This window comes from Salibaculum halophilum, from assembly GCF_002094885.1.
GTDB lineage: Bacteria > Pseudomonadota > Alphaproteobacteria > Rhodobacterales > Rhodobacteraceae > Salibaculum > Salibaculum halophilum.
On record NZ_MSIT01000024.1, the window covers coordinates 1 to 24,198 of the forward strand.

The 24,198-nt window shown below is 68.7% G+C and carries 23 protein-coding genes; 8 read left to right on the forward strand and 15 right to left on the reverse strand.

Going from position 1 to position 24,198, the window contains the following annotated elements; all coding sequences use genetic code 11:
- The 4 genes from BU124_RS12360 to BU124_RS12375 form a co-directional block, all read right to left on the reverse strand.
- Nucleotides 1-561, reverse strand: a 561-nt coding sequence (locus BU124_RS12360) for a biotin/lipoyl-containing protein (protein WP_143529984.1), incomplete at its 3' end; no start/stop codon positions are given.
- Between the two features lie 11 nt (nucleotides 562-572).
- On the reverse strand, nucleotides 573-1,961 hold the full coding sequence (locus tag BU124_RS12365) for a pyruvate dehydrogenase complex E1 component subunit beta (RefSeq protein ID WP_084863892.1): 1,389 nt from the start codon (nucleotides 1,959-1,961) through the stop codon (nucleotides 573-575).
- 15 nt (nucleotides 1,962-1,976) lie between these two features.
- Nucleotides 1,977-2,987, reverse strand: a complete 1,011-nt coding sequence (gene pdhA / locus BU124_RS12370) for a pyruvate dehydrogenase (acetyl-transferring) E1 component subunit alpha (RefSeq protein ID WP_084863893.1) — start codon at nucleotides 2,985-2,987, stop codon at nucleotides 1,977-1,979.
- Nucleotides 2,988-3,132: 145 nt separating this feature from the next.
- On the reverse strand, nucleotides 3,133-3,432 hold the full coding sequence (locus BU124_RS12375) for a septum formation initiator family protein (RefSeq protein ID WP_084863894.1): 300 nt from the start codon (nucleotides 3,430-3,432) through the stop codon (nucleotides 3,133-3,135).
- A 115-nt stretch (nucleotides 3,433-3,547) separates the two neighbouring features.
- Between BU124_RS12375 and BU124_RS12380 the strand changes: the two genes are divergently transcribed.
- Nucleotides 3,548-5,149, forward strand: a complete 1,602-nt coding sequence (locus tag BU124_RS12380) for an acyl-CoA dehydrogenase family protein (RefSeq protein ID WP_084863895.1) — start codon at nucleotides 3,548-3,550, stop codon at nucleotides 5,147-5,149.
- A gap of 123 nt (nucleotides 5,150-5,272) precedes the next feature.
- On the opposite strand, the gene BU124_RS12385 is transcribed toward BU124_RS12380, so the two are convergent.
- Both BU124_RS12385 and BU124_RS12390 read right to left on the reverse strand, forming a co-directional pair.
- The gene (locus tag BU124_RS12385; RefSeq protein ID WP_084863896.1) at nucleotides 5,273-6,163 is read right to left on the reverse strand and encodes a fructose bisphosphate aldolase; all 891 of its coding nucleotides are present in this window, start codon (nucleotides 6,161-6,163) and stop codon (nucleotides 5,273-5,275) included.
- A 77-nt stretch (nucleotides 6,164-6,240) separates the two neighbouring features.
- A complete protein-coding gene (locus BU124_RS12390; RefSeq protein WP_084863897.1) occupies nucleotides 6,241-7,416 on the reverse strand; it encodes a phosphoglycerate kinase in 1,176 nt (391 codons plus the stop codon).
- Nucleotides 7,417-7,544: 128 nt separating this feature from the next.
- Between BU124_RS12390 and BU124_RS12395 the strand changes: the two genes are divergently transcribed.
- The 3 genes from BU124_RS12395 to BU124_RS12405 all read left to right on the forward strand — a co-directional run bounded on the left by BU124_RS12395 (nucleotide 7,545) and on the right by BU124_RS12405 (nucleotide 9,658).
- Complete coding sequence (locus BU124_RS12395; protein WP_084863898.1) at nucleotides 7,545-8,051, forward strand: peptidylprolyl isomerase; 507 nt, start codon at nucleotides 7,545-7,547, stop codon at nucleotides 8,049-8,051.
- Nucleotides 8,044-8,601: a peptidylprolyl isomerase gene (locus BU124_RS12400; protein ID WP_084863899.1), complete on the forward strand. Its 558-nt coding sequence runs from the start codon at nucleotides 8,044-8,046 to the stop codon at nucleotides 8,599-8,601. Before BU124_RS12395 ends, BU124_RS12400 begins: the two co-directional genes overlap by 8 nt.
- A gap of 91 nt (nucleotides 8,602-8,692) precedes the next feature.
- On the forward strand, nucleotides 8,693-9,658 hold the full coding sequence (locus BU124_RS12405; protein WP_084863900.1) for a DUF3179 domain-containing protein: 966 nt from the start codon (nucleotides 8,693-8,695) through the stop codon (nucleotides 9,656-9,658).
- Between the two features lie 20 nt (nucleotides 9,659-9,678).
- Here the strand turns inward: BU124_RS12405 and BU124_RS12410 are convergent, their stop codons facing one another.
- Nucleotides 9,679-11,073: a protein adenylyltransferase SelO gene (locus BU124_RS12410; RefSeq protein WP_084863901.1), complete on the reverse strand. Its 1,395-nt coding sequence runs from the start codon at nucleotides 11,071-11,073 to the stop codon at nucleotides 9,679-9,681.
- A 113-nt stretch (nucleotides 11,074-11,186) separates the two neighbouring features.
- On the opposite strand from BU124_RS12410, the gene BU124_RS12415 reads away from it, so the two are divergent.
- Entirely contained in the window at nucleotides 11,187-11,726 is a 540-nt protein-coding gene (locus tag BU124_RS12415; RefSeq protein WP_084863902.1) for a CBS domain-containing protein, read from the forward strand.
- Nucleotides 11,727-11,784: 58 nt separating this feature from the next.
- On the opposite strand, the gene BU124_RS12420 is transcribed toward BU124_RS12415, so the two are convergent.
- The 8 genes from BU124_RS12420 to ccmI form a co-directional block, all read right to left on the reverse strand.
- Entirely contained in the window at nucleotides 11,785-12,723 is a 939-nt protein-coding gene (locus BU124_RS12420; RefSeq protein WP_084863903.1) for a nucleoside hydrolase, read from the reverse strand.
- 120 nt (nucleotides 12,724-12,843) lie between these two features.
- The gene (locus BU124_RS12425; protein WP_084863904.1) at nucleotides 12,844-13,053 is read right to left on the reverse strand and encodes a hypothetical protein; all 210 of its coding nucleotides are present in this window, start codon (nucleotides 13,051-13,053) and stop codon (nucleotides 12,844-12,846) included.
- Nucleotides 13,046-14,191 carry an aromatic ring-hydroxylating oxygenase subunit alpha gene (locus tag BU124_RS12430; protein ID WP_084863905.1) on the reverse strand — a complete coding sequence of 382 codons (1,146 nt, stop codon included), beginning with the start codon at nucleotides 14,189-14,191 and terminating at the stop codon, nucleotides 13,046-13,048. Before BU124_RS12430 ends, BU124_RS12425 begins: the two co-directional genes overlap by 8 nt.
- Before the next feature lie 189 nt (nucleotides 14,192-14,380).
- Nucleotides 14,381-14,944 carry an acetolactate synthase small subunit gene (ilvN, locus tag BU124_RS12435; protein WP_084863906.1) on the reverse strand — a complete coding sequence of 188 codons (564 nt, stop codon included), beginning with the start codon at nucleotides 14,942-14,944 and terminating at the stop codon, nucleotides 14,381-14,383.
- A 78-nt stretch (nucleotides 14,945-15,022) separates the two neighbouring features.
- Entirely contained in the window at nucleotides 15,023-16,777 is a 1,755-nt protein-coding gene (locus BU124_RS12440; RefSeq protein WP_084863907.1) for an acetolactate synthase 3 large subunit, read from the reverse strand.
- Nucleotides 16,778-17,066: 289 nt separating this feature from the next.
- Complete coding sequence (locus BU124_RS12445; RefSeq protein WP_084863908.1) at nucleotides 17,067-17,339, reverse strand: DUF1289 domain-containing protein; 273 nt, start codon at nucleotides 17,337-17,339, stop codon at nucleotides 17,067-17,069.
- Nucleotides 17,336-17,812 carry a Holliday junction resolvase RuvX gene (gene ruvX / locus BU124_RS12450; protein WP_084863909.1) on the reverse strand — a complete coding sequence of 159 codons (477 nt, stop codon included), beginning with the start codon at nucleotides 17,810-17,812 and terminating at the stop codon, nucleotides 17,336-17,338. Before ruvX ends, BU124_RS12445 begins: the two co-directional genes overlap by 4 nt.
- Nucleotides 17,809-19,275 carry a c-type cytochrome biogenesis protein CcmI gene (ccmI, locus tag BU124_RS12455; RefSeq protein WP_084863910.1) on the reverse strand — a complete coding sequence of 489 codons (1,467 nt, stop codon included), beginning with the start codon at nucleotides 19,273-19,275 and terminating at the stop codon, nucleotides 17,809-17,811. The genes ruvX and ccmI overlap by 4 nt, the downstream gene beginning before the upstream one ends.
- A gap of 186 nt (nucleotides 19,276-19,461) precedes the next feature.
- Between ccmI and BU124_RS12460 the strand changes: the two genes are divergently transcribed.
- From BU124_RS12460 to BU124_RS12470, 3 genes are all read left to right on the forward strand, one after another.
- The gene (locus BU124_RS12460) at nucleotides 19,462-20,706 is read left to right on the forward strand and encodes a sarcosine oxidase subunit beta family protein (RefSeq protein ID WP_084863911.1); all 1,245 of its coding nucleotides are present in this window, start codon (nucleotides 19,462-19,464) and stop codon (nucleotides 20,704-20,706) included.
- A gap of 151 nt (nucleotides 20,707-20,857) precedes the next feature.
- The gene (locus tag BU124_RS12465) at nucleotides 20,858-21,199 is read left to right on the forward strand and encodes a sarcosine oxidase subunit delta (RefSeq protein ID WP_084863912.1); all 342 of its coding nucleotides are present in this window, start codon (nucleotides 20,858-20,860) and stop codon (nucleotides 21,197-21,199) included.
- Between the two features lie 85 nt (nucleotides 21,200-21,284).
- Nucleotides 21,285-24,198, forward strand: a 2,914-nt coding sequence (locus BU124_RS12470; RefSeq protein ID WP_084863913.1) for a sarcosine oxidase subunit alpha family protein, incomplete at its 3' end; no start/stop codon positions are given.

The window sequence follows — 24,198 nt, forward strand, 5'->3', positions numbered from 1 at the left end:
GGCGGGCTCGGCGGCGGCGGGGGCCGCCTCGGCCGGGGCGGCCTGCGGCTGCGCGGTCTCAACGTCGGCCTTGATGATGCGCCCGTGCGGGCCCGAGCCGGTGATCTGCGCCAGGTCCAGCCCCTTGTCGGCGGCGATGCGGCGCGCCAGCGGCGAGGCGAAGATGCGCGTGCCATCCTTGACCGGCGCGGCCGGGGCGGCCGTCGCGGCCTCGGCCGGGGCGGGGGCGGGGGCGTCGGAGCCGCCCGAGGCGGCCACCTCCTTTCCCGCGTCGGCTGGCGCCGACGGGGACGCGGGCCCGGCGTTCGACATGTCCTCGCCCTCTTCGCCGATCAAGGCGATGGGCGTGTTGACCTTGACGCCCTCGGTGCCCTCGGACACCAGGATCTTGCCGATGGTGCCCTCGTCCACGGCCTCGAATTCCATCGTGGCCTTGTCGGTCTCGATCTCGGCCAGAAGGTCGCCGGCGTTTACGGTGTCGCCTTCCTTGACCAGCCACTTGGCGAGCGTGCCTTCCTCCATGGTGGGCGACAGGGCGGGCATGAGAATTTCGGTAGCCATCGGGACGCTCCTTACCGGTAGGTGACTTGGTTCACGGCCTCGATGACCTCGTCGGTGGTCACCAGGGCGTGGCGTTCGAGGTTGGCCGCGTAGGGCATCGGCACGTCCTTGCCGCAGAGGTTCAGGACCGGCGCGTCAAGGTAGTCGAAGGCATGGGTCATGACATGGGCCGAGAGATGGTTGCCGATGGCCCCGACCGGCCAGCCCTCTTCGACGGTGACCATGCGGTTGGTCTTGCGGACACTGGCGAGCACCGTGTCGTAATCCAGCGGGCGCAGGGTGCGCAGGTTGACGACCTCGGCCTGCACGCCCTCTTCGGCGAGGCGCTCGGCGGCCTCCATGGCGTAGGTCATGCCGATCCCGAAGGAGACGATGGTGACGTCGGAGCCGGCGCGCTCGATGCGGGCCTTGCCGAAGGGCAGGGTGAAATCGTCCAGCGCGGGCACCTCGAAGGAGCGGCCGTAGAGGATCTCGTTTTCCAGGAAGATCACCGGGTTGGGGTCGCGGATGGCGGATTTCAGCAGGCCCTTGGCGTCGGCCGCCGAATAGGGGATCGCCACCTTCAGCCCCGGGATATGGGCATACCAGGCGGAATAGTCCTGGCTGTGCTGGGCGCCGACGCGGGCGGCCGCGCCGTTGGGGCCGCGGAACACCATGGGCGCGCCCATCTGGCCGCCGGACATGTAGAGCGTCTTGGCCGCCGAGTTCACGATCTGGTCGATCGCCTGCATGGCGAAGTTGAAGGTCATGAACTCGACGATGGGCTTGAGCCCGCCGAAGGCCGCGCCCACGGCGATGCCGGCGAAGCCGTGCTCGGTGATCGGTGTGTCGACGATCCGCTTGGCGCCAAACCGGTCAAGCAGGCCCTGGGTGATCTTGTAGGCGCCTTCGTATTCGGCGACCTCCTCGCCCATCAGGAAGACGCTGGCGTCGCGCTCCATCTCCTCGACCATGGCGGTATTGAGCGCCTCGCGCACAGTCATGGTGGCCATTTCGGTGCCCGCGGGCCAGTCCGGGCTCTGGTCGGGCGCGGGGGCCGCCGGCGCGGCGCTTACCGGGGCGGGGGCGGGCGCGTCGGAGCCGCCTGCGGCGGCCGCCTCCTTGCCCGCGTCGGCTGGCGCCGACGGGGAGGCGGCCCCCGCGTCGGACATGTCCTCGCCCTCTTCGCCGATCACGGCGATGGGCGTGTTGACCTTGACGCCCTCGGTGCCCTCGGACACCAGGATCTTGCCGATGGTGCCCTCGTCCACGGCCTCGAACTCCATCGTGGCCTTGTCGGTCTCGATCTCGGCCAGGATATCCCCGGCGTTGACGGTGTCACCTTCCTTGACCAGCCACTTGGCCAGCGTGCCTTCTTCCATCGTGGGCGAGAGGGCGGGCATGAGAATTTCGGTAGCCATGTCTGTGATCCTCCCTCAGGCTTCCTGCGGAATTTCGGCTGCGTAGATATCCGTCCAGAGCGCGTCGAGATCGGGCTCGGGGCTTTCCTTGGCGAATTCGGCGCTGGTGTTGATGATCTCCTTGGTTTCCTTGTCGATGGCCTTGAGATCCTCCTCGGTGGCGTGCTCGCCCTCGAGCAGCATGGTACGGATGTGCTCGATCGGATCGCGTTCCTCGCGCATCTTCTGGACTTCCTCGCGGGTGCGGTATTTCGCCGGGTCCGACATGGAATGGCCGCGGTAGCGGTAGGTCTTGATTTCCAGAATGTAGGGGCCGTTGCCGGCACGGCAGTGCGCGACGGCCTTGTCGCCGGCCTCCTTGACGGCGAGCACGTCCATGCCGTCGACCATCTCGCCGGGGATGCCGAAGGCCGCGCCGCGCTTGTAGAGATCGGCGCTGGAGGTCGAGCGCTGCTGCGCGGTGCCCATGGCGTACTGGTTGTTCTCGATGACGAAGACCACCGGCAGTTCCCACAGGGCGGCCATGTTGAAGGTCTCGTAGACCTGGCCCTGGTTGGCCGCACCGTCGCCGAAATAGGTGAAGGTCACGCGATCGGTGTCGTTGTACTTGTCGGCAAAGGCCAGCCCCGCGCCCAGCGGCACGTTGGCGCCGACGATGCCGTGGCCGCCGTAGAAATCCTTTTCCTTGGAAAACATGTGCATCGAGCCGCCCTTGCCGCCCGAGTAGCCGTCCTCGCGGCCGGTCAGTTCGGCCATGACGCCCTTGGGGTCCATGCCGCAGGCCAGCATGTGGCCGTGGTCGCGGTAGGTGGTGATGCGCTTGTCGCCCTGCTCGGCGGCGGCCTCGAGGCCGACGACCACGGCCTCCTGGCCGATGTAGAGGTGGCAAAACCCACCGATCAGGCCCATCCCGTAGAGCTGGCCGGCCTTTTCCTCGAATCGCCGGATCAGAAGCATGTCCTTGTAGTACGCCTTCAACGCGTCGGCCGAGACATTGGGTTTCTTGGTGGTCTTTTTCGCAGGCATGGGTCCTCCCCCTCGCGCGGAACGGATAGTTTAGTATTAAACTATCCCTACAAGAGGGTCCGGCGAAAATCCACCGCGAATGTGGGGGCGGCCGGCCGGAGGGGCGAAACCCCGCCCTGCGCGGGGCGCATGGCTTGGCCCGGGGTCAGCGGATCACGATCTCGTCGGCGCGGATGAGGCCCAGAACCTCGCGGGCCTGTTCATCCAGCAGGTCGAGGTCGAGATAACTGTCCGACAGCCGGCGCGTGAGGTTTTCCATCCGGGCGACCTCGGCCTCGAGCGCCGCGAGACGCGCGGCAAGCTCGGCGCCCTCGGCCTCGATCTCGGCGCGCTTGAACACGCCGTAATCGCCCTGGACGGCGGCGAAGGTGAAATAGAGCCCCAAAAGCAGCAGCCCTGTGAAATAGAGGATGGCGCCCAGGGGCGCACGCCTGCGTGTGCTCATGCCTGCCTCGTGTGCCCGGAGTCGTGCCGCCCCGCTCGGTCATCAGAATCGCACAGACGATTCGCTTTGTGAATCCCCTTTTTGCCACCTAGAATCGCGGGTCAGGAGGTGCCCCATGACCCTGCCGCCGCGCGACGCCCTGACCACCCACGAGGTGACCAACCAGCCGCCCGCGCGCGGCGATGCCGACCTCTGGGCGGATGATCCGGCGCTGCGCGACCACGCCCGCGGTGGCGATGCCGCGACCCTGGCCGCCTATGGCCGGGACTGGGGCACCGCCGCGCGGCGCGCGGCCGGGCGTGATGCCAACCGCCATCCGCCCGAGCTGGTATCGGTCGACGCCGGCGGGCGGAGGTTGGACGAGGTGCGCTTTCACCCCGCCTATCACGATCTGCTGGGGGCAGGACTGCGCGATGGCTATGCCGCTACCGCCTGGGACGGGGGCAGCCATGTCAGCCATGCCGCCATGGTCTACATGACCAGCCAGGTAGAGCCGGGCGTCTGCTGCCCCATGACCATGACCTACGCTGCGGTGCCGGCGCTGGCGGGCACCGATCTGGCCGCCACCTGGGGGCCGAAACTGACCGCGCGCGCCTACGACGGCCGCGCCGTGCCGCTGGCCGCGAAACCCGCCGCAACCCTGGGCATGGCGATGACCGAGAAACAGGGCGGATCGGACGTGCGCGCCAACACCACGCGGGCCTGGCCCGAGGGCGACGCCTACAGGCTGCGCGGGCACAAGTGGTTCTGTTCCGCGCCGATGTCCGACGGTTTCCTCACGCTGGCGCAGGCCGATGGGGGCCTGACCTGTTTCATGGTGCCGCGCTGGCTGGACCACGGGCGCAACGGCATCCGCCTGACGCGCCTGAAGGACAAGCTGGGCAACCGCGCCAACGCCTCGGCCGAGATCGACTACGAGGACGCGCTGGCCTGGCGCATCGGCGAGGAGGGCGCGGGGCTGCGCCGGATCATCGAGATGGTCCATCACACCCGGCTGGACACGGCGCTCGCCCCGGCCGGCCTGATGCGGGCCGCGCTGGTCGAGGCGCATCACTGGGTGGCCCACCGCACCGCCTTTCAGAAACGGCTGATCGACCAGCCGCTGATGCGCGGCGTGCTGGCCGACCTGGCGCTGGACTGGGAAGGCACGCTGGCGCTTGGCCTGCGGGTGGCGCGGGCCTTCGACGGGGCCGACGCGGCGTTGCGCGGCTTTGCCCGCATTGGCGTGGCGCTGGCCAAGTTCCTCGGCAACAAGCTGTGCCCCAATGTCACCTACGAGGCGATGGAGGTGCTGGGCGGCATGGGCTATGTCGAGGACGGCCCGATGCCGCTGTTCTATCGCGAGGCGCCGCTCAACTCCATCTGGGAAGGGTCGGGCAACGTGATCTGCCTCGACGTGCTGCGGACCCTGGCGCGCGACGCGGCGGCCGGGGCGGCCGTCGACGACGCGCTGGCGCAGGTCGCGGGGCAGGATCGCAGGTTCGACGCGGCGCTGGCCGCCCATCGCGAGGCCTGGCCCGGACTGCCGCTCGAGGCCGAGGCGCGCGTCTTCTGCGAGAGCCTGGGTGTGTTGCTGACGGCCGCAACGCTGCTGCAGCAGGCCCCGGCTGCGGTCAGCGATGGCTACATCGCGACCCGGCTGGGCACGCGGGGCCGGGTCACTGGTGCGGTGCGCGGGCTGGACACGGCCGGAATACTGGCGCGGCTTTCGGCGTAGACGCACGGCGCGTCGACGCGCCGTGACCGCGCCGCGCGCGCGCGGCGCGAAAACGGGCTTGCGCAAGCCCGTGCGCGTCTCGCGGATGCGAGACGCTCCTCCGCGTCGACGCGGAGGCCGCGCTCAGGTGCTGGAGGCCCGGTAGATGCTGTCGATCCCGGCGGCAATGGTTTCATTGAACTCCGCGTCGGAGTGCTGCGCCGACAGCCCCTCGGCCAGCGCCCGGCTGAAGCTGGCGATCATGCCGTGGTTCTGCTCCAGCAGCGCGTTGGCGTCGTCGCGGGCATGCCCGCCCGACAGAGCCACGACTCGCATGACCTTGGGATGGTCGATCAGGGGCCTGTAGAACCCCGCCTCGCTCGGCAGCGAGAGTTTCAGCATGACCTCCTCGCCCTCGGGCAGGGCCTCGAGGCCCGACAGGATCTCGTCCATCAGGATCCTCTCGGCCTCGGCCTTGTCGGGGATCGAGATCGTCACCTCCGGTTCCAGGATCGGCATCAGCCCGTGGCGCTTGATCTGCGCGGCCAGCTGGAACTGCTGGGCCACGTTCGCGCGGATGCCCGCGGCGTCGGCAGCGTCGATGACCGAGCGCATCTTGGTGCCGAAGACCCCGTGACCGACGGCGCGTTCGCACATGGTGTCCAGCGTGGGGATGGGTTTCATCAGGCGCACGCCCCGGTCGGCGTCCTCCAGCCCCTTGTCGACCTTGAGGAAAGGCACGACGCCCCGCTTTTCCCACAGGAACCGCGCGCTGGGCAGGCCGTCGATCTCGCGGTCCATGGTCATCTCGAAGAGGATCGCGCCGATCACCTTCTCGCCGGTGAAGGCGGGCGCCTTGACGATGCGCGTGCGCATGGCGTGGACCATGTCGAACATCTCGGCCTCGCCGGAATATGCGTCCTCGCCGACGCCATACTGCGCAAGGGCCTTGGGGGTGGACCCGCCCGACTGGTCCAGCGCCGCGATGAAGCCCGGGGCGCTGCGCATCTGGTCGGCTTTGGCTTGGTCGGTCATGGTCGGCTCCGTCTTGGCTGCACTCATAAGTCTACGCCGGGACCCGGGTGCCGGCAATCATTGTCGCGCCAATGGCCTCAGGCGCGTTCGAGGGCCGCGACACCGGGCAGGGTCCTGCCTTCCATCCATTCCAGGAAAGCCCCACCGGCGGTCGAGACATAGCTGAAATCCCCGGCCGCGCCCGCCTTGTTCAGCGCGGCGACGGTGTCGCCGCCCCCGGCGACCGAGACCAGCGTGCCGGCCCGGGACAGCTCGGCGGCGCGGGCCGCGGCGGCATTGGTCGCGGCATCGAAGGGGGCGATCTCGAAGGCCCCGAGCGGGCCGTTCCAGACCAGCGTCTTCGCCCCTTCCAGCGCGGCGATGACGGCGCGCACCGACTCCGGCCCGGCATCGAGGATCATTGCGTCGCCCGGGCAGGCTGCGGCGGGGACGACCTCGTGCGCCGCCCCCGCCTTGAACTCGCGCGCCACCACCACGTCGGTGGGCAGCAGGATCGTGCAGCCCCCGGCCGCGGCCCGGTCCATGATCTCGCGCGCGGTTGCGGCCAGGTCGTGCTCGCACAGCGATTTGCCCACATCGAGGCCCTGCGCGGCGAGGAACGTGTTGGCCATGCCGCCGCCGATCACCAGCGTGTCGACCTTGGCGATCAGGTTGCCCAGCAGGTCGAGCTTGGTCGAGACCTTGGCCCCGCCGACAACGGCCACCACCGGGCGCTCGGGGCTTTCCAGCGCCGCCTCGAGCGCGCCAAGTTCCTGTGCCATGAGGCGGCCGGCGCAGCTGGGCAGGTGGTGCGCGACGCCCTCGGTGCTGGCATGGGCGCGGTGGGCGGCGGAAAAGGCATCGTTGCAGTAGACATCGCCGAGGCTAGCCAGGAACTGCGCCATTTCCGGCGCATTCTCCGTCTCCTGCGGGGTGAACCGGGTGTTTTCCAGCAGGATCACGCCGGCGGTCGCGTCGATGGTGGCCTGGTCGGGGCGTTCGAGGAAGGTCACGTCGCGGCCCAGCACGTCCTGCAGGGCGGGCTGGACCAGGCGCAGCGACATGGCCGGGTCGGGCTGGCCCTTGGGCCGGCCGAAATGCGCCATCAGCACCGGCTTGCCCCCCTTGGCGAGGATATCGTCGATCGTGGGCTTGATGCGCTCGATCCGGGTGGCGTCGGTCACCCGGCCGTCCTCGACCGGCACGTTGATGTCCACGCGGGTCAGCACGACCTTTCCCTGCAGGTCCATGTCGTCGAGCGTCGTCCAGCGCATCCCGGTCCCCTTTGCCTGTGCTTTGTCGCCCTGTGTCTGGGCTTTTCGCCCGGGCGGGTCAAGCGCGCGCTTGGCAAGGGCCGGGGGCCGGCATAGGTTGCCACCGACAGGCAACCAAGGAGGGCCGCATGGCCGAGATCAAGGACCCCGAGAACACGATCCTCATCGCGCTGGAGGGCGGCACCGTCACGGTCGAGCTTTTGCCCGACATCGCGCCCAAGCACTGCGCGCGGATGAAGGAACTGGCCCGCGCGGGCGCCTATGACGGGGTGATCTTCCACCGGGTGATCGACGGCTTCATGGCCCAGACCGGCGATGTGCAGTTCGGCAACACCAACGATGGCTTCAACCCGTCGCGCGCGGGCACGGGCGGGTCGGACAAACCCGACCTTCCTGCCGAGTTCTCCAAGCTGCCGCATGATCGCGGCACTATAGGCGCGGCGCGCGCGGCCAACCCCAATTCGGCCAATTCGCAGTTCTTCATCAGCTTCAAGGACAATCACTTCCTCAACGGCCAATACACCGTCTATGGCCGGGTGATCGAGGGGATGGACCTGGTCGATGGCATCACCCGGGGCGAGCCGCCCGCCGAGCCCGACCGGATGGTCAGCGTCAAGGTGGCCGCCGATGCGTAAGCTTGCCCTGATCCTCGCCCTGACGGGCACGCAGGCCGCCGCCGCGGGCCTTGAAATCGATGTCGCGGGCCAGGCCAGTGGCACCGTCGCCATCGACCTTTTCGAGGAGACTGCCCCGGACCACGCCGACCGGATCACCACGCTGGCCGCCGATGGCGCGTATGACGGCGTCGTCTTCCACCGGGTGATCGACGGCTTCATGGCCCAGACCGGCGACGTGCAATACGGCGACCGCGCCGCCGAGGGCTTCGACATGCGCCGGGCAGGCACCGGCGGCTCGGACATGGGCACCCTCGGCGCCGAGTTCTCCGACACGCTTTCCTTCGCCCGCGGCACGGTCGGCATGGCCCGGGCCGCCGATCCCGACAGCGCCAACAGCCAGTTCTTCATCATGTTCGCCCCCGCTCCGCATCTGGACGGGCAATATACCGTTGTCGGTGAGGTGACCGCCGGCATGGACGTGGTCGACGCCATCAAGCGCGGCGAGGGCCGCAACGGCGCGGTGATCGGGGAACCCGACTGGATGGAACAGGTGCGCGTGACCGAGTGACACGCGCCGCTGACGGGCGATCACGTTCCGGTCAGGGGGGCTGGGCCGCGCGGCCCGGCCCGGTCAGGCTACGCGTAGGAGGACCCGACCCATGCGCCATCTCATCCTTGCCCTGACCCTGACCGTTTTCGCCGGCGCCGCTGCCGCCAACCCGCAAGCCTGGGCGCGCGAATGGCCCGACACCGATTTTCAGCAAACGACCATTGACGACTGGTCCGAGGTCATCTCGGGCGGGCCGCCCAAGGACGGCATCCCGGCGCTGACGGGGCCCGATTTCATCCCCGCCGCCGATGAAACGCGCATAGACGGCCGCGAGCCCGTCATTACCGTGGAAATCGAGGGCGAGACGCCGCACGCCTACCCGATCCGCTATCTGACCTGGCACGAGATCGTCAACGACACGGTCGGCGACAGGCCGATCGCCGTGACCTTCTGCCCGCTGTGCAATTCGGGCATCACCTTCGACCGCCGCGTCGCAGGCGGGGTGCTGGAATTCGGCGTGTCGGGCAAGCTGCGCCATTCTGACATGATCATGTACGACCGCCAGACCGAAAGCTGGTGGCAACAGGCCATTGGCGAGGCCGTGGTCGGCGAGCTGACCGGCACCGAGCTGGAGCGTCTGCCCACCTGGATGGAAAGCTGGTCGGAGTTCACCGCTCGTAATCCCGAGGGCCTGGTCATGGCAGAACCAAACTACCCGCGCGATTACGGCCGCAACCCCTACGTCAAATACGACAGTTCCCAGCGGCCGTTTCTTTACCGCGGGGAAAATCCGCCACATGATATCCCGCCGCTGGTCCGCGTCGTCGCGATCGACGGCCAGGCTTGGCCGCTGACGCGGCTGGCCGAGGAAGGCCGGATCGAGGAAGCCGGCCACGTGCTGTCCTGGTCGGCTGGGCAGGCCTCGGCGCTGGACACCGCGCGGATCGCGGATGCGCGCGACGTGGGCACCGTGCGGGTGCGCGACGCGCAGGGCAATGACGTGGCCCACGACGTGATGTTCGCCTTCGCTTTCCACGCCTTCTGGCCCGAGGGCGAGTGGATGCTGGCCGAGTGACGGCCCGCCGCGGCGCGCTCTCAGGTCCCGCAGAAGGTCTGGGTGACCCGCTCCTCGGGTTCGGGCGGCGCGGTGTAGCGCGTATCGGCCTCGGCGAAGGGGGTGGTCACGACTGACAGCATCTCGTCGAAGGGGGCGAAATCGCCGGCTACGGCGGCGGCGATCACCGCCTCGATGCGGTGCAGCCGTGGGATGACCCGCGGGTTCGATCGCGCCACGAGGTTCATGTCCGGCCCGCGCGCCTGCCATTGCCGCGCCCAGTCCTCCAGCCCCGCGGGCACCTGCGGCAGCGCGGCGAAGGTGTTGGTGAAATCCAGCCCCTCTTGCGCCATGTGGCTCAGGAAGGCCTCGATCAGCGGGCGGTCGTCCGGCGTGGCCTCGGCCAGCCCGACCTTGGCCCCGAAGTGACGCAGCCAGGCCGCCTCGTAGAGCGGCGGGAAGGCCTTGATCGCCTCGGTCAGATCGGCCACCGCCTTGTCCTCGTCGCCCATGATCGGCACCAGTGCGCTGGCGAACTGCGCGATGTTCCAGTGCGCGATGGGCGGCTGGTTGGAATAGGCATAGCGCCCCTGCCGGTCGATCGAGGACAGCACCGTGTCGGGGTGATAGCGATCCATGAAGGCGCAGGGGCCGTAATCGATCGTCTCGCCCGACAGCGCCATGTTGTCGGTGTTCATCACCCCGTGGATGAAACCGATGGACATCCAGCGCGCCACCAGGTCGGCCTGCACTTCCATCAGCCCCTGCAACAGGTCCAGCGGGCCGTCGGCCCCGGGGAAATGCCGCGCGATGGTGTAATCGGTCAGCCGCTGCAGCGCGTCGGTGTCGTTGCGGGCGGCGAAGGCCTGGAAGGTGCCCACCCGGATGTGGCTGGCGGCCACGCGGGTCAGGATGGCGCCGGGCATCGGCCCGTCCTCGCGCAGCACCGGCTCGCCCGTGGTCACGGCGGCCAGCGCGCGGGTGGTGGGCACGCCGAGGGCGGCCATGGCCTCGGACATAAGGTATTCGCGGATCACCGGGCCGACCCAGGCGCGCCCGTCGCCCATGCGCGAATAGGGTGTGGGGCCCGATCCCTTCAGCTGGATATCGCGGCGACCCTGCGCCGTTTCGACCTCGCCCAGCAAAAGCGCCCGGCCATCGCCCAACTGCGGCGAGAAGCCGCCGAACTGGTGGCCCGCGTAAAGCTGTGCCAAAGGCGCCGCGCCTGGCGGCGTCGCGTTGCCCGAAAAGACCTCGGCCAGCGCGGCGCGATCATCGGCCGTCTCGGACCCGGCCCCGGCGATGCCCAGCGCCCGCGCGAGCGGCGCGTTGAAGGCGAACAGCTCGGGCGCACGCACGGGCACCGCGCCCTGCCGGGTGTAGAACCGGTCGGGCAGGGCGGCGTAGGTGTTATCGAACGGAATATGCAGGCTCATGAAAACAACATAGGGGTGTCGCGGGCGGCGGAAAAGCCCCGCGCGCGCCGTGCTTGCCTTCCGGCCGGCCCGTCTTATTTCACTCTGCGACAATACGTAACAGGAGTATCGCAATGACCGCATCGACCCGCACCCGGATGGCGCTGCGCGACCGTCCCGAGTTCGCCAGCAAGCCGAGGCCGCTGACCTTCCCGGCCGAGACCATGGCGAGCGAGGCCGTCGCCGCCATGTCCGACAAGAGCTTCGGCTCGGTCGTGGTGGTCGATGGCGACAACAAGGTGACGGGCATCGTGACCGAGCGCGACATCATGAAGAAGATCGTCAACGCCGGGCGCGACGCGGCCAAGACGCCGCTGTCCGAGATCATGACCGCCGAGCCGCGCGTCGCGCGCGACACCGACGAGGTTGTCGACTGGCTGCGCATCATGTCCAACGAACGCTTTCGCCGCCTGCCGGTGGTGGACGAAAACGGCCGGATCAAGGCCGTCTTCACCCAGGGCGATTTCGTCAGCTACACGTGGCCCGACCTGATTTACCAGGCCGGCCAGATGGCCAAGGCCAGCGTCTTCAAGAACTGGCACATCGCGCTGATCGGCGGCGGCATCGCGCTTTATTCCATCATCATGGTCATCGTGGTGGCGACGGCCACCTGAGCGCGGCCGCTGCGTGCACGCAGCGGAGGGCGATCCGTCGACGGATCGCCCGCCTCGCTCAGAGCGTGGCGATGTGGCGGGTCAGCAGCGCGAAGTACCCGTCCGCGTCGACATTGCCGACGAAGTGGGCGTTGGCGGGGCGGTCGGTCACCCGCCACCAGTCGGCGACGGTCATGCCGCGGGTGAGCGGGCTGTGCACCTCGATCTCGACGTTGATGTGCCGGCCCGAGAACAGCTCGGGCGCCAGCAGCCAGGCAATGGTGCAGGGGTCGTGCAGCGGCGCGCCCTCCTGGCCGTATTTCTCCTTGTCGAAGCGTTCGAAGAAAACCGTCCAGGCCGCGACGGCCGCGCCCACGGGCGTGCCCATCTGGCGAAAACCCGCGATGTGGGCGGGCGTCGTCAGGGCCTTGTGCGTCACGTCCAGCGGCATGACCACCAGCGGCACGCCGGCGTTGAACACGATCTCGGCCGCCTCGGGGTCGACGTAGATGTTGAATTCGGCCGCCGGGGTGATGTTGCCAACCTCGAAATAGGCCCCGCCCATCAGAACGATCTCCTGCACGCGGTCCACGATGTCGGGTGCGCGCCGAAAGGCGGTGGCGATATTGGTCAGCGGCCCGATGGGGCAGAGCGTGACCGTGCCGGGTGGTTCCGTGCGAAGGGTCTCGATCAGGAAATCCACCGCATGGGCGTCCTGCAGCGGGGTGATGGGCGCGGGCAGGTCGGGGCCGTCAAGCCCGGTCTTGCCGTGGACATGCTCGGCGGTGACGAGGGGGTGGGCCAGCGGCCGGTCGCAGCCCGCGAACACTGGGATGTCCGGCCGCCCGGCGAGGTCGCAGACCTTGCGCGCGTTGGTCTGGGTCAGCTCCAGCGGCACGTTGCCGGCCACCGCCGTCAGGCCCAGGACCTCGAGGTCCGGCGCGGCCAGCGCCAGCAGGATGGCGACGGCGTCGTCCTGGCCGGGGTCGGTGTCGATGATGATCTTGCGCTGTGTCATGCGACGATCATTGCGCGGGCCGCCGGACGTGGCAAGGCGCGCGCTGTCCGCACCGTCCGACGCGGCGCGCTGGGACGGCGCGCCGGCCCTCCTGGGGGAGGTCAGGGGCCAAGATGAAGGTCAGGCGCGGCCGAGCCCGTGCAGCTTGTCGTAGAGGGCATCGGCGGCGGTGTGGCCCACGTCCAGCGCGAAAACCCAGGCGTGGGTCAGGTAGAAACAGGCCGCGTCCAGATCGTTGGAGCAGTTCGCGGCCTCTTCGTAAAGCGCGACGAGGGCGGCGCGGTCGTCGCGGGCGTGGGCCTCGAGCAGGCGGCGGGCGAGATCAGCCATGGCTCTGCATCCTTTCGGCAACCCAGTCGTGAAAGCAGTGCGTGGGGCTGTCCATGGCCGGGCTGAAGCGGCCGCCGTCGAAGCCCGGGGCGCTGCGGCCCCGCTGCATGCCCTCGCAGACGCCGATGTCCTCCTCGAAGACGGTTCTCCACAGCGTGGCGTTCTTGGCGCGCATGCCCTCGTCGGTCTTGGGAGTGGCGTAGAACAGGTGGATATGTTCGCGGGTGTGGTCCGGCGCGACAGGGTCCAGCACGATGGCGAAGGCGTGGTCGCGCTGCACCCCCAGCAGGACGTTGGGGTAGAGGGCGACGTATTCACCGCCCTCGTCCCATTGCTCCGACAGGCCATCGAAATCGGGGAAGACCTCTTCGTTGACGCCGCGCAGTTGGCGGTAGACCAGCGTGCCCTGGCCGGAATACTTGCCCGGGGCCTCGATATTGTAGTGATCTTCCAGCCGCGAATAGCTGTTCAGGCCCGGGTGAACCCAGGGCAGGTGGTAGCTTTCGCAATAGTTCTCGACGGCGAGTTTCCAGTTGGTCTTGACGTCGAGCACGAAGGTGCTGTCGGCGCCGCCGTGATAGAGCGGCTTGTCGTGCTCGGCCCAGCGGGCGATCAGGTCGGCGTGCACCTCCTCGAAGGGCGGGGCGGTGCCGTCGACGTTGATGAAGACCACCTCGCGCCAGATGTGGCTGGGCACCTCGATCAGGCCCAGCGCATCCTTGTCGATGGCCTCGTGCGTGTTGTGGCCCGGCCCGCCCACATGGGGGGTCGAGACCAGCCGCCCGGCGGTGGAATAGCACCATGAATGATAGGGGCAGCGGATCGCGCCCTCGATCTTGCGCGGTTCGGGCACGAGAATCATGCCGCGGTGGCGGCAGATGTTCTGGAATACCCGCACCGCGCCCTGCTTGTCGCGGATCAGCAGCAGCGGCATGCCGAGGAACTCCATCGGCACCGCGTCGCCCGGTTCGGGCACGTCGGCGGTGACGGCCAGCCCGGCCCAGGTGGACATGAGCAGGGCCTGCGCCTCGGTGCGGAACATGTCCGGGTCGGTGTAATGCGCGTTGGGCAGGCCGTTGGCATTGGCGACGCGGCGGCGCACCGCCTCAAGCGCGTCGGACTCGATATCCTTGGCCATTGGGCACCCTCCTGTCGTCTGCTGGCGAGTCACCTTACCGCGCCAACGGGGCGGGCGCCGCCATCGCAGCGACATGCGGTTTTCTCACCGCGACATGCGGGGAAGGTTGGCCTGACAGGAGGAGCGTGTGATGGTCCGCGCCGCGGGCCGGCGCGGCCGGTTACTTTGCGCCGCGGGCCAGCGCGACCGTTACTTTGCGCCGCGGGCCAGCGCGGCGACGCCCGTGCGCGCCATCTCCACCAGCCCGATGGGGCGCATCAGGTCGGCGAAGGCGTCGATCTTTTCCGGCGTGCCGGTGATCTCGAAGACGAAGCTCTCCAGTGTGCTGTCCACGACGCGGGCGCGAAAGACATCCGCAAGGCGCAGCGCCTCGACCCGGTCCTCGCCCTTGCCGGAGACCTTGAAGAGCGCCAGTTCCCGCTCCACGCTGTGCCCCTCGACCGTGAGGTCATGGACCTCGTGGACGGGCACGATCCGGCCCAGCTGGGCGGTGATCTGGTTGATCACCTGCGGCGTGCCGGTGGTCACGATGGTGATGCGGCTCAGGTGGCCGGTATGGTCCACCTCGGCGACGGTCAGGCTCTCGATGTTGTAGCCCCGCCCCGAGAACAGCCCGATGACCCGGGCCAGCACGCCGGGTTCGTTTTCCACCAGAACGGCGAGGGTGTGACGTTCCTCGGTGTCCGAGAAAGTGGGCCGAAGGTTGTATGCGGAGTGGCTCGTGGAGCCCTTCTTGATGTTGAGCGCGGACATTTTCGTTCCTGTTTTTCCTGTCGCGGGGCCAAAATTCCAGAATTTTGGCGGCATTCCGAAAATTCTGGAATTTTCGGGTCAGACCAGCACCGATCCCTTGCTGTCGATCACGCCCTGCGTCTCAGCCTCGCCCAGCAGCATCTCGTTATGGGCCTTGCCCGACGGGATCATCGGGAAGCAATTCTCGTGCTTCTCGACAAGGCAGTCGAAGATCACCGGGCCGTCGTGGTCGAGCATCTCCATGATCGCGTCGTCCAGGTCGTCGGGGTCGCTGACGCAGATGCCCTTGGCGCCGAAGGCCTCAGCCAGTTTCACGAAATCGGGCAGCGCCTCGGACCAACTCGACGAATAGCGCTCGCCGTGCAGCAGTTCCTGCCACTGGCGCACCATGCCCAGCCGTTCGTTGTTTAGGATGAACTGCTTGACCGGCAGGCGGTACTGCACCGCTGTCCCCAGTTCCTGCATGTTCATCAGCCACGATGCCTCGCCGGCGACGTTGATGACCAGCGCGTCGGGGTGGCCCATCTGCACCCCGATCGAGGCGGGAAAGCCGTAGCCCATGGTGCCCAGCCCGCCGGATGTCATCCAGCGGTTGGGATCGTCGAAACCCATGTACTGCGCCGCCCACATCTGGTGCTGGCCGACCTCGGTGGAGATGAACCGGTCCTTGCGATGCTTGGTCAGCGCTTCCAGCCGCTCGACCGCGTATTGCGGGCGGATCGTCTTGCCTTCTTGCGTATAGGCCAAGCAGTTGACCGTCTTCCAGTCGGCGATCTGCGCCCACCACTCGTCCAGCCCGGCGCGGTCGGTCTTGCGGCCGCGCGATTTCCAGACCTTGAGCACGTCTTCCAGCACATGGGCGACGTCGCCGACGATGGCGATGTCGGTGCGGATCACCTTGTTGATCGAGGAGGGGTCGACGTCGATATGAACCTTCTTCGAATTGGGGCTGAAGGCGTCGATGCGGCCCGTGATCCGGTCGTCGAAGCGCGCGCCGATGTTGATCATCAAATCGCAATCGTGCATCGCCATGTTGGATTCATAGAGCCCGTGCATGCCCAGCATGCCCAGCCAGTTGTCGCCCGAGGCGGGGTAGGCGCCCAGCCCCATCAGCGTCGAGGTGATGGGAAAGCCGGTGCCATCGACCAGTTCGCGCAGCAGCTGGCTCGCCGCCGGGCCGGAATTGATGACCCCGCCGCCGGTGTAGAAGATCGGCTTTTTCGCCGTCTCGATGGCCTTGACCAGGTCGGTGATCCCTTCGATGTCGCCCTTGACCTGGGGGCGGTAGTGCGAGGTCATCGCCCGCGGCGCGGTGTAGTCGGCCGCGGCGAACTGCACGTCCTTGGGGATGTCGACCAGCACCGGGCCGGGCCGGCCGCTGGCGGCGACGTGAAAGGCCTCGTGGATGGTGTTCGACAGCTTTTCGGTGTCCTTGACCAGCCAGTTGTGCTTGGTGCAGGGGCGGGTGATGCCCACGGTGTCGGCCTCCTGGAAGGCGTCCGAGCCGATCATGAAGGTCGGCACCTGGCCCGAGAAGACCACCAGCGGGATCGAATCCATCAGCGCGTCGGTCAGCCCGGTCACCGCGTTGGTCGCGCCGGGGCCCGAGGTGACCAGCGCCACGCCGACCTTGCCGGTCGCACGGGCGTACCCCTCGGCGGCGTGGATCGCGCCCTGTTCGTGGCGCACCAGGACGTGGCGAATCGAATTCTGCTGAAAGACCTCGTCGTAGATGGGCAGCACGGCCCCGCCGGGATAGCCGAATACCGTGTCCACACCCTGATCGATCAGGGCCTGGACCACCATCTTCGCGCCGGTCATCTGTGCTGACATCGTCTTATCCTCATCTCGTGACGTCTCTGCAGTGCGCATAAAAAAGCCCCCGGCGGGATATCCGAGGGCGCATGGGTCACCGTTATGGCAAAACCGTTACCGGCCCATGCGCGTTTCCCCTACAAGTACCAGGATCGTGGTCATTCTCGGCGGCTTTCCTCTCGCGTGCGGGCAGTTTGCACGGGCGCGGCCGAGGGTCAACCGCGAATCCGGAGAAAGTGTCGCCCCGACGGCCGTTTTTGGAATTATCTTTCCGGTGATGACGCCTGCCGGGACGGTTCGCGCCGCGTCAGGCCCTGGTGCCTGGCCCGCGTTTCAGCCGTGCGGCGCGGCCGCCGCGGCGCACGCGGAGCAGCTCGGCGCGGCCGGGCAGGTCTGCCATGATGGCGCGGCGGGCCTCCGCGCTCAGGCGTGACCAACTGGCGATCTCGTCCAGGCTGCGGTGGCAGCCGGTGCAGATGCGCGCCTCGGGGTGGACCACGCAGACCTGGATGCAGGGGCTCTCGATCTCGGCCCGCGTCCAGACGGCATCCGTGTCGTCGCGATCCTCCGGCCCTGTCATCCGCCCGCCCCGATATTGCGCATCCGATCCAGCATCCCCTGCAGGATAACACCGGCGGCGACGTGGTCGATCACCTCGGCGCGACGTTTGCGTGACGCATCCGCCTCCAGCAGGGCGCGTTCGGCGGCCACGGTGGACAGGCGTTCGTCCCAGAAAGTAAGGGGCAGGTCGGTCAGCTGCGACAGGTTGCGTGCGAAGGCCCGGGTGGATTGGGCGCGCGGCCCCTCGGTGCCGTCCATGTTGCGCGGCAGGCCCAGCACTAGCCCGCCGACCTCGCGCCGGGCCACCAGCGCCAGCAGCGCCTCTGCATCGGCGGTGAACTTGCGGCGCTTGAGCGTCTCAAGGGGTGTGGCCACCGTGTGCAGCCGGTCCGAGAGGGCGATGCCGATGGTCTTCGTTCCCAGGTCGAGGCCCGCCACCGGCGCCATGGGCGGCAGCGCGGCGGCGAACGCCTCGGGGGTGTCGCGGATCATTCGGCGACGCCGGCGGCACGGGCCGCGCCGCGGATGGTCTCCAGCGCCTCGGTGTCGCCCGCAAAGACCTGCTGCGCCTCGGCCCAGATCGCGGCGGCGCGCTCATTCCGGCCCAGCACGCCCAGGGCGCGGATCAGCTGCGCCCAGTCGGCCGGCGGGCCGCCCTGTTCGGCCAGCCGCGTCGACAGGCCCGAGACCATGTTCTCGATCATCGCGGCGCGGTCCTCTTCGGACATGTCCTGCGCGGCCTGCATGTCGGCAGCCGAGGGGCCGCGCCCCTGCGGCTCGGGCAGGGTGTAGTCGACGCCTGCGCGCCGGGCCACGGACTCGATCTGGTTGGCGGCCATGGTGTAATGGAGGCTGTCGGGGCTGCCCGTCTCGATCACCCGGCGGAAGAAGTCGAAGGCCCGGTCCGGCCGGTCGGTCTGCGAATAGAGCAACCCCGCGTAATAGAGTGCGGCGACGTTGCCCCGGTCGCGTTGCAGCAGCCGCACGGCGATCGTCTCGGCCTCGGGCGTGACGACCCCGTTAGCGGCGCTGACAAGGTAGTCGAGAAGTTCGGCGTAGTCCTCGGTCGTCGCCGCGTCGCCGCGGGTGGCGATCTGGCGTTCCTTGGCGCGGGCGGCGGCTTGGAAATGCCCGATCGAGCGGGCATCCAGCGCCATGGCCTGCCACAGCTCGGCCCGGGCGGCGGAGTCCTCGGCGATTCCGTTGACCTCGGCCTGCAGGTCGGGGCTGATGCCACCGTCGTCTGCGATGAAGCGATAGAAGGCCAGGCGATAGCGGTCGGTCTCGCTGGCCGCCTCGCCCTTGAGCGCGACGACACGGGCCTGCGCCTCGGCGGCGGCCGCGAAGTTCATCAGCCGCCCCTCGTTGTCGGCCAGCAACTGCCAGCCGTCCAGGTCGTCGGGGCGGGTGGGCACGATCTCGCGCAGGCGCTCGATCATGTCGCGCGTCTCGGCGTCGACCTGCGGGGTGGCGGCGATCTTGTCGGTGACGCGGGCCTCGGCCTCGCGCTGGCTCGGCCGGTTGCGGCGCATCTCCTCGGCGGCGGCGATGCGTTCGGCCCGGGGCAGGTCGCCGTATCCGGGCTGGCCCAGCGTCATGTACCCCCAGAGCGCGGCCCCCGCCACGGCCAGCATCGTGACCACCGCCAGCGCGATGTTGAGCCGCCGGGGCGCCTCGTCGCGCGGTTCGGCCCCGGTTCCGGCGCGGTCGGCGGCCAGAAGGCGGCGGGCGATCTCGGTGCGGGTGCGCTCGGCCTCCTCGGCGTTGAGGACACCGCGCGCCAGGTCGCGCTCGACCTCGGCCAGCTGGGACTTGTAGATGTCCACGTCGGTGACCTCGCCCGCCTCGCTGTCGTCGGCGCGGCGGGCACGGATCAGCGGGGCGACGAGGGCGGCGACGGTCAGCCCCACCAGCGCGGCGGCGGTGACCCAGAATATCCAGACGGTCTGTTCCATTGTCGCCCTCGTCTACCCGGTGTTGCGGCGGCGCGAAAGACCCCGCGCGATGCGCCATTGCGGCAAATTGGCCGCGCCCGGCGGCCTTGTCGGAAACGCGCCGCCAAATGCCGCCGAGAGTCCGCTGCACCGCCGGCCCATGCGCCACAACGAAGGCCGAGACCGCCCTGACGCGAGAGCCGCCCCATGAGACGCTTTTCCGCCTTTGCCATCGCCCGCGAAGCCATGCGCCAGCACACGGGCTGGAACCGGCACTGGCGCTCGCCCGAGCCCAGGAAACACTACGACGCCATCATCATCGGCGCCGGCGGGCACGGGCTGGCCACGGCCTATTTTCTCGGCAAGGAACACGGCATCACCAATGTCGCCGTCCTCGAAAAGGGCTGGCTGGGCGGCGGCAACACCGGCCGCAACACGACGATCATCCGCTCGAACTACCTGCAGGATCCGTCGGCCGCGATCTACGAAAAATCGCGCAGCCTTTACGAGACGATGAGCCAGGACTTGAACTACAACGTGATGTATTCGCCCCGCGGCGTCATCATGCTGGCCCAGACCGAACACGAGGTCCGCGGCTACCTGCGCACCGCGCATGCCAATGCCCTGCAGGGGGTGCAGACGGAATTCATCCCGCCCGCCCGCGTCAAGGAACTGGTGCCGATCATCAACCTGGATGGGCCGCGCTACCCGGTGCTGGGCGGTCTGTGGCAGGCCCGCGCGGGCACCGCGCGCCACGACGCCGTGGCCTGGGGCTATGCCCGCGCCTGTTCCGACATGGGCATGGACATCATCCAGCAGTGCGAGGTCACCGGCATCACCCGCGACGGCGATACCGTGACCGGCGTGCAGACCACCAAGGGCGACATCGGCTGCAACAAGCTGGGGATCGTTGTGGCCGGGCACTCGGGCGTGCTGGCCGAGAAGGCGGGCTTCCGCCTGCCCATCGAGAGCGTGGCGCTGCAGGCGCTGGTGTCCGAGCCGATCAAGCCCTGCATGGATGTGGTCGTCATGGCCAACACCGTGCACGGCTACATGTCGCAGTCCGACAAGGGCGAGATGGTCATCGGCGGTGGCGCGGACGGCTACAACAACTACACCCAGCGCGGCAGCTTCCACCATATCGAGGAAACCGTCCGCGCGCTGGTCGAGACCTTCCCGATGATCTCGCGGCTCAAGATGCTGCGGCAATGGGGCGGGATCGTGGACATGACCGGCGACCGCTCGCCGATCCTGTCGAAAACGCCGGTCGAGGGCGTCTTCGTCAACTGCGGCTGGGGCACCGGCGGGTTCAAGGCCACGCCCGGATCGGGCTTTGCCATGGCCGAGCTGATGGCCAAGGGCCGCTCGCCCCTGACCGACGAGTTCAGCATGTGGCGCTTCCGCGAGGGCAAGTTCATCGATGAGAGCGTCGCGGCGGGGGTGGCGCATTGATGGTGGCGGTTGGTTTCCCGACCGGCGATGCCTGCATCGCCGATCGCGCCCGACCCGACCCCCAGGGCGGGCGCCATGTCATCGCCCCCACCCTCGGGCCGGGCGCGGTGGCTTTGACACCGTGTTTTCCCAAGGGAAGAGGAACAACGCCATGATGATGCTTACCTGCCCCAACTGCGGCGTCACCGCCGAGGAAACCGAGTTTCACCCCGGCGGCGAGGCGCATCTGACGCGGCATGGCCCCGGGTCCTCGGATGACGATTTCGAGGGCTACCTCTTTCTGCGCGAAAACCCCCGCGGGGTGCACTTCGAACGCTGGCGCCACGCGCATGGCTGCGGCAAGTGGTTTCACGCCGCCCGCGACACGGCGACGCTGGAGGTCTTCGGCACCTATTCGGCCCAGACCACCGAGCCGCCGCAAGAGATCAAGGACGCCGTCAGCGCCAAGCGCCCCGGCTGGCGCTGGCGCGACATCTCGGACGGCGGCGCATGAGGCATCTTCTGGCACGAAATATCCTCGGGGGGTCCGGGGGGCAGACAGCTCCCCGGCCGCTCTCCGGCAATGCGAGGACCCGCGCATGAGCACACGTCTGGCAACCGGCGGCCGGCTGATCGACCGGTCGCAAAAACGGCACTTCACCTTCGACGGCAAGCCGATGACCGGCTTTGCCGGCGACACGCTGGCGGCGAGCCTGCTGGCCAATGACCGGATGCTGGTGGGCCGGTCCTTCAAGTATCACCGCCCGCGCGGGGTGGTCGCCGCGGGCGCGGAGGAGCCCAACGCGCTGGTGGGCCTCGGGCAGGGCGACCGGTTCGAGCCGAACCAGCGCGCCACGACGACCGAGCTGTTCGAGGGGCTTGAGGCGTCCTCGCAGAACCATTTCCCCAGCCTGGAGTTTGACATCGGGGCGGTGAACACCGCGCTGGCGCGGTTCCTGCCCGCGGGCTTCTACTACAAGATGTTCATCCACCCGCGGCCCCTGTGGAAACACGTCTACGAGCCCTTCATCCGCCGCTCGGCCGGGCTGGGCAAGGCACCGGAGGCCGAGGCGCGCGACACCGACACCTATGAACATTTCTACGCCTTCGTGGACGTGCTGGTGCTGGGCGGCGGCGTGGCGGGCCTGTCCGCCGCCTTGGCCGCGGGGCGGGCCGGGGCGCGGGTGCTGCTGGCCGAACAGACCGCCCATTGGGGTGGCCGCGCGCCCGTGGACGGGGCCGAGGTCGACGGCAAACCGGCCGACGATTGGATCAAGGACGCCCTGCAAGAGCTTGAGGGCATGGAGAATGTCCAGACCCGCACCCGCCTGATGGGCGCGGGGGTCTACGACCACGGCTATGTTCTGGCCTACGAACGGCTGACCGACCACGCCCCCGATCTGGACGGCCCGCGTCATCGCCTCTGGCGCATCCGGGCGGCGCAGGTCGTCACCGCCACCGGCGCGATCGAGCGGCCCCTGTCCTTTGCCGGAAACGATATCCCCGGGGTGATGCTGGCCAGCGCGGTGCGCGATTACGTCGTCAACCACGCGGTCAGCCCCGGCGACCGCACCGTGGTGGTCACCAACAACGACGATGCCTATCGCACTGCCCTGACGCTGCGCGCCGCGGGGCTGGAGGTACCGGCAATCGTCGATGCCCGCGCCGAGGCCGGGGCCATGGCCAAACGCGCCGAGGCCGAGGGGGTCAGGGTGCTGCTCGGCAAGGGCATCGCAAAGGTCAAGGGCGGCAAGCGCGTGACCGGCGTGGCGATCTGCGCCCAGGCGGGCGAGGGCGCCGTGCTGGACGAGATCGCCTGCGACGCGGTCGCCATGTCGGGCGGCTGGTCGCCGGTGGTGCACCTGTGGTCGCACTGCGGCGGCAAGCTGATCTGGGACGAGGCGCAGGCCCATTTCCGCCCCGACCCCGAGCGCGCGCCGACCGGGGCGAGCGGCGAGGCTTTCGTGATTGCCGCCGGGGCGGCCCATGGCGCCATGCGAACCCGCGACGTGGTCGCGAACGCGCATGACGCGGGCGCGGCGGCGGCCCGCGCCGCCGGTGCCGCGGGCGCGGCGGGCGCCGCCCCGCAAGGCGACGCCCCCGAGGAAAGCCCGATGCAGCCGGTTTGGATGATGCCGCAGGGCGCAGGCCACAAGCTGCGCGCCAAGATGTGGCTGGACTACCAGAACGACGTGAAGGTCGCCGACGTGCAACTGGCCGCGCAAGAGGGCTATGAATCGGTCGAACACACCAAGCGGTATACCACGCTGGGCATGGCCACCGACCAGGGCAAGCTGAGCAATATCAACGGGTTGGCGGTGCTTTCCGACGCGCTGGGGCAACCGATCCCGGCGACGGGCACCACTACCTTCCGCCCGCCCTACACGCCCATTTCCATGGGCGTGATCGCGGGCGAGGCGCGCGGCGAGACCTTCCAGCCGATCCGGCGCACGCCGATGCACGACTGGCACGCGGCAAACGGCGCCGCCTGGGAACCGGTCGGCCAGTGGCGGCGGCCCTACTGCTATCCCCGCGATGGCGAGAGCAAGCACGACGCCGTCATGCGCGAGGTGACGAACGCGCGGCAGAACCTCGGGCTGCTGGATGCCTCGACCCTGGGCAAGATCGTGGTCAAGGGGCCGGATGCCGCGCGCTTCATGGACATGCTCTACACCAACATGATGAGCACGCTGAAGGTGGGGCGCTGTCGTTACGGCCTGATGTGTTCGGAAAACGGCTTTCTGACCGACGACGGGGTCGTCGCGCGGCTCGATGAGGACACCTTCCTGTGCCACACGACCTCGGGCGGGGCCGACAGCGTCCATGCCCACATGGAGGAATGGCTGCAGACCGAGTGGTGGGACTGGCAGGTGTACGTCGCCAACCTGACCGAACAGTATGCCCAGATCGCCGTGGTCGGCCCCAATGCCCGCAAGGTGCTGGAAACGCTTGGTACCGACATCGACCTGTCGCCCGAGGCGCTGACCTTCATGGGCTGGACGCAGGGCAAGATTGGCGGCATCGAGGCGCGGGTCTTCCGCATCTCCTTCTCGGGCGAGTTATCCTATGAAATCGCCGTGCCCGCCGGGCAGGGCCTGGCCCTGTGGGAGGCGCTGCACGCGGCCGGGCAGGACTTCGGCGTGATGCCCTATGGCACCGAGTGCCTGCACATCATGCGTGCCGAGAAGGGCTTCATCATGATCGGCGACGAGACCGACGGCACGGTGATCCCGCAGGATCTCGGGCTGCACTGGGCGATTTCCAAGAAAAAGGACGACTATATCGGCAAGCGCGCACAGGAACGCCGCCACATGGCCGACCCCGACCGCTGGCAGCTTGTGGGGCTGGAAACGCTCGACGGCTCGGTCCTGCCCGACGGGGCCTATGCCGCCGTGCCCGGCACCAATGCCAACGGCCAGCGTAACACCGAAGGGCGCGTGACCTCGACCTATCACTCGCCAACGCTGGGCCGGGGCATCGCCATGGGGCTGGTCCACAACGGCCCCGACCGCA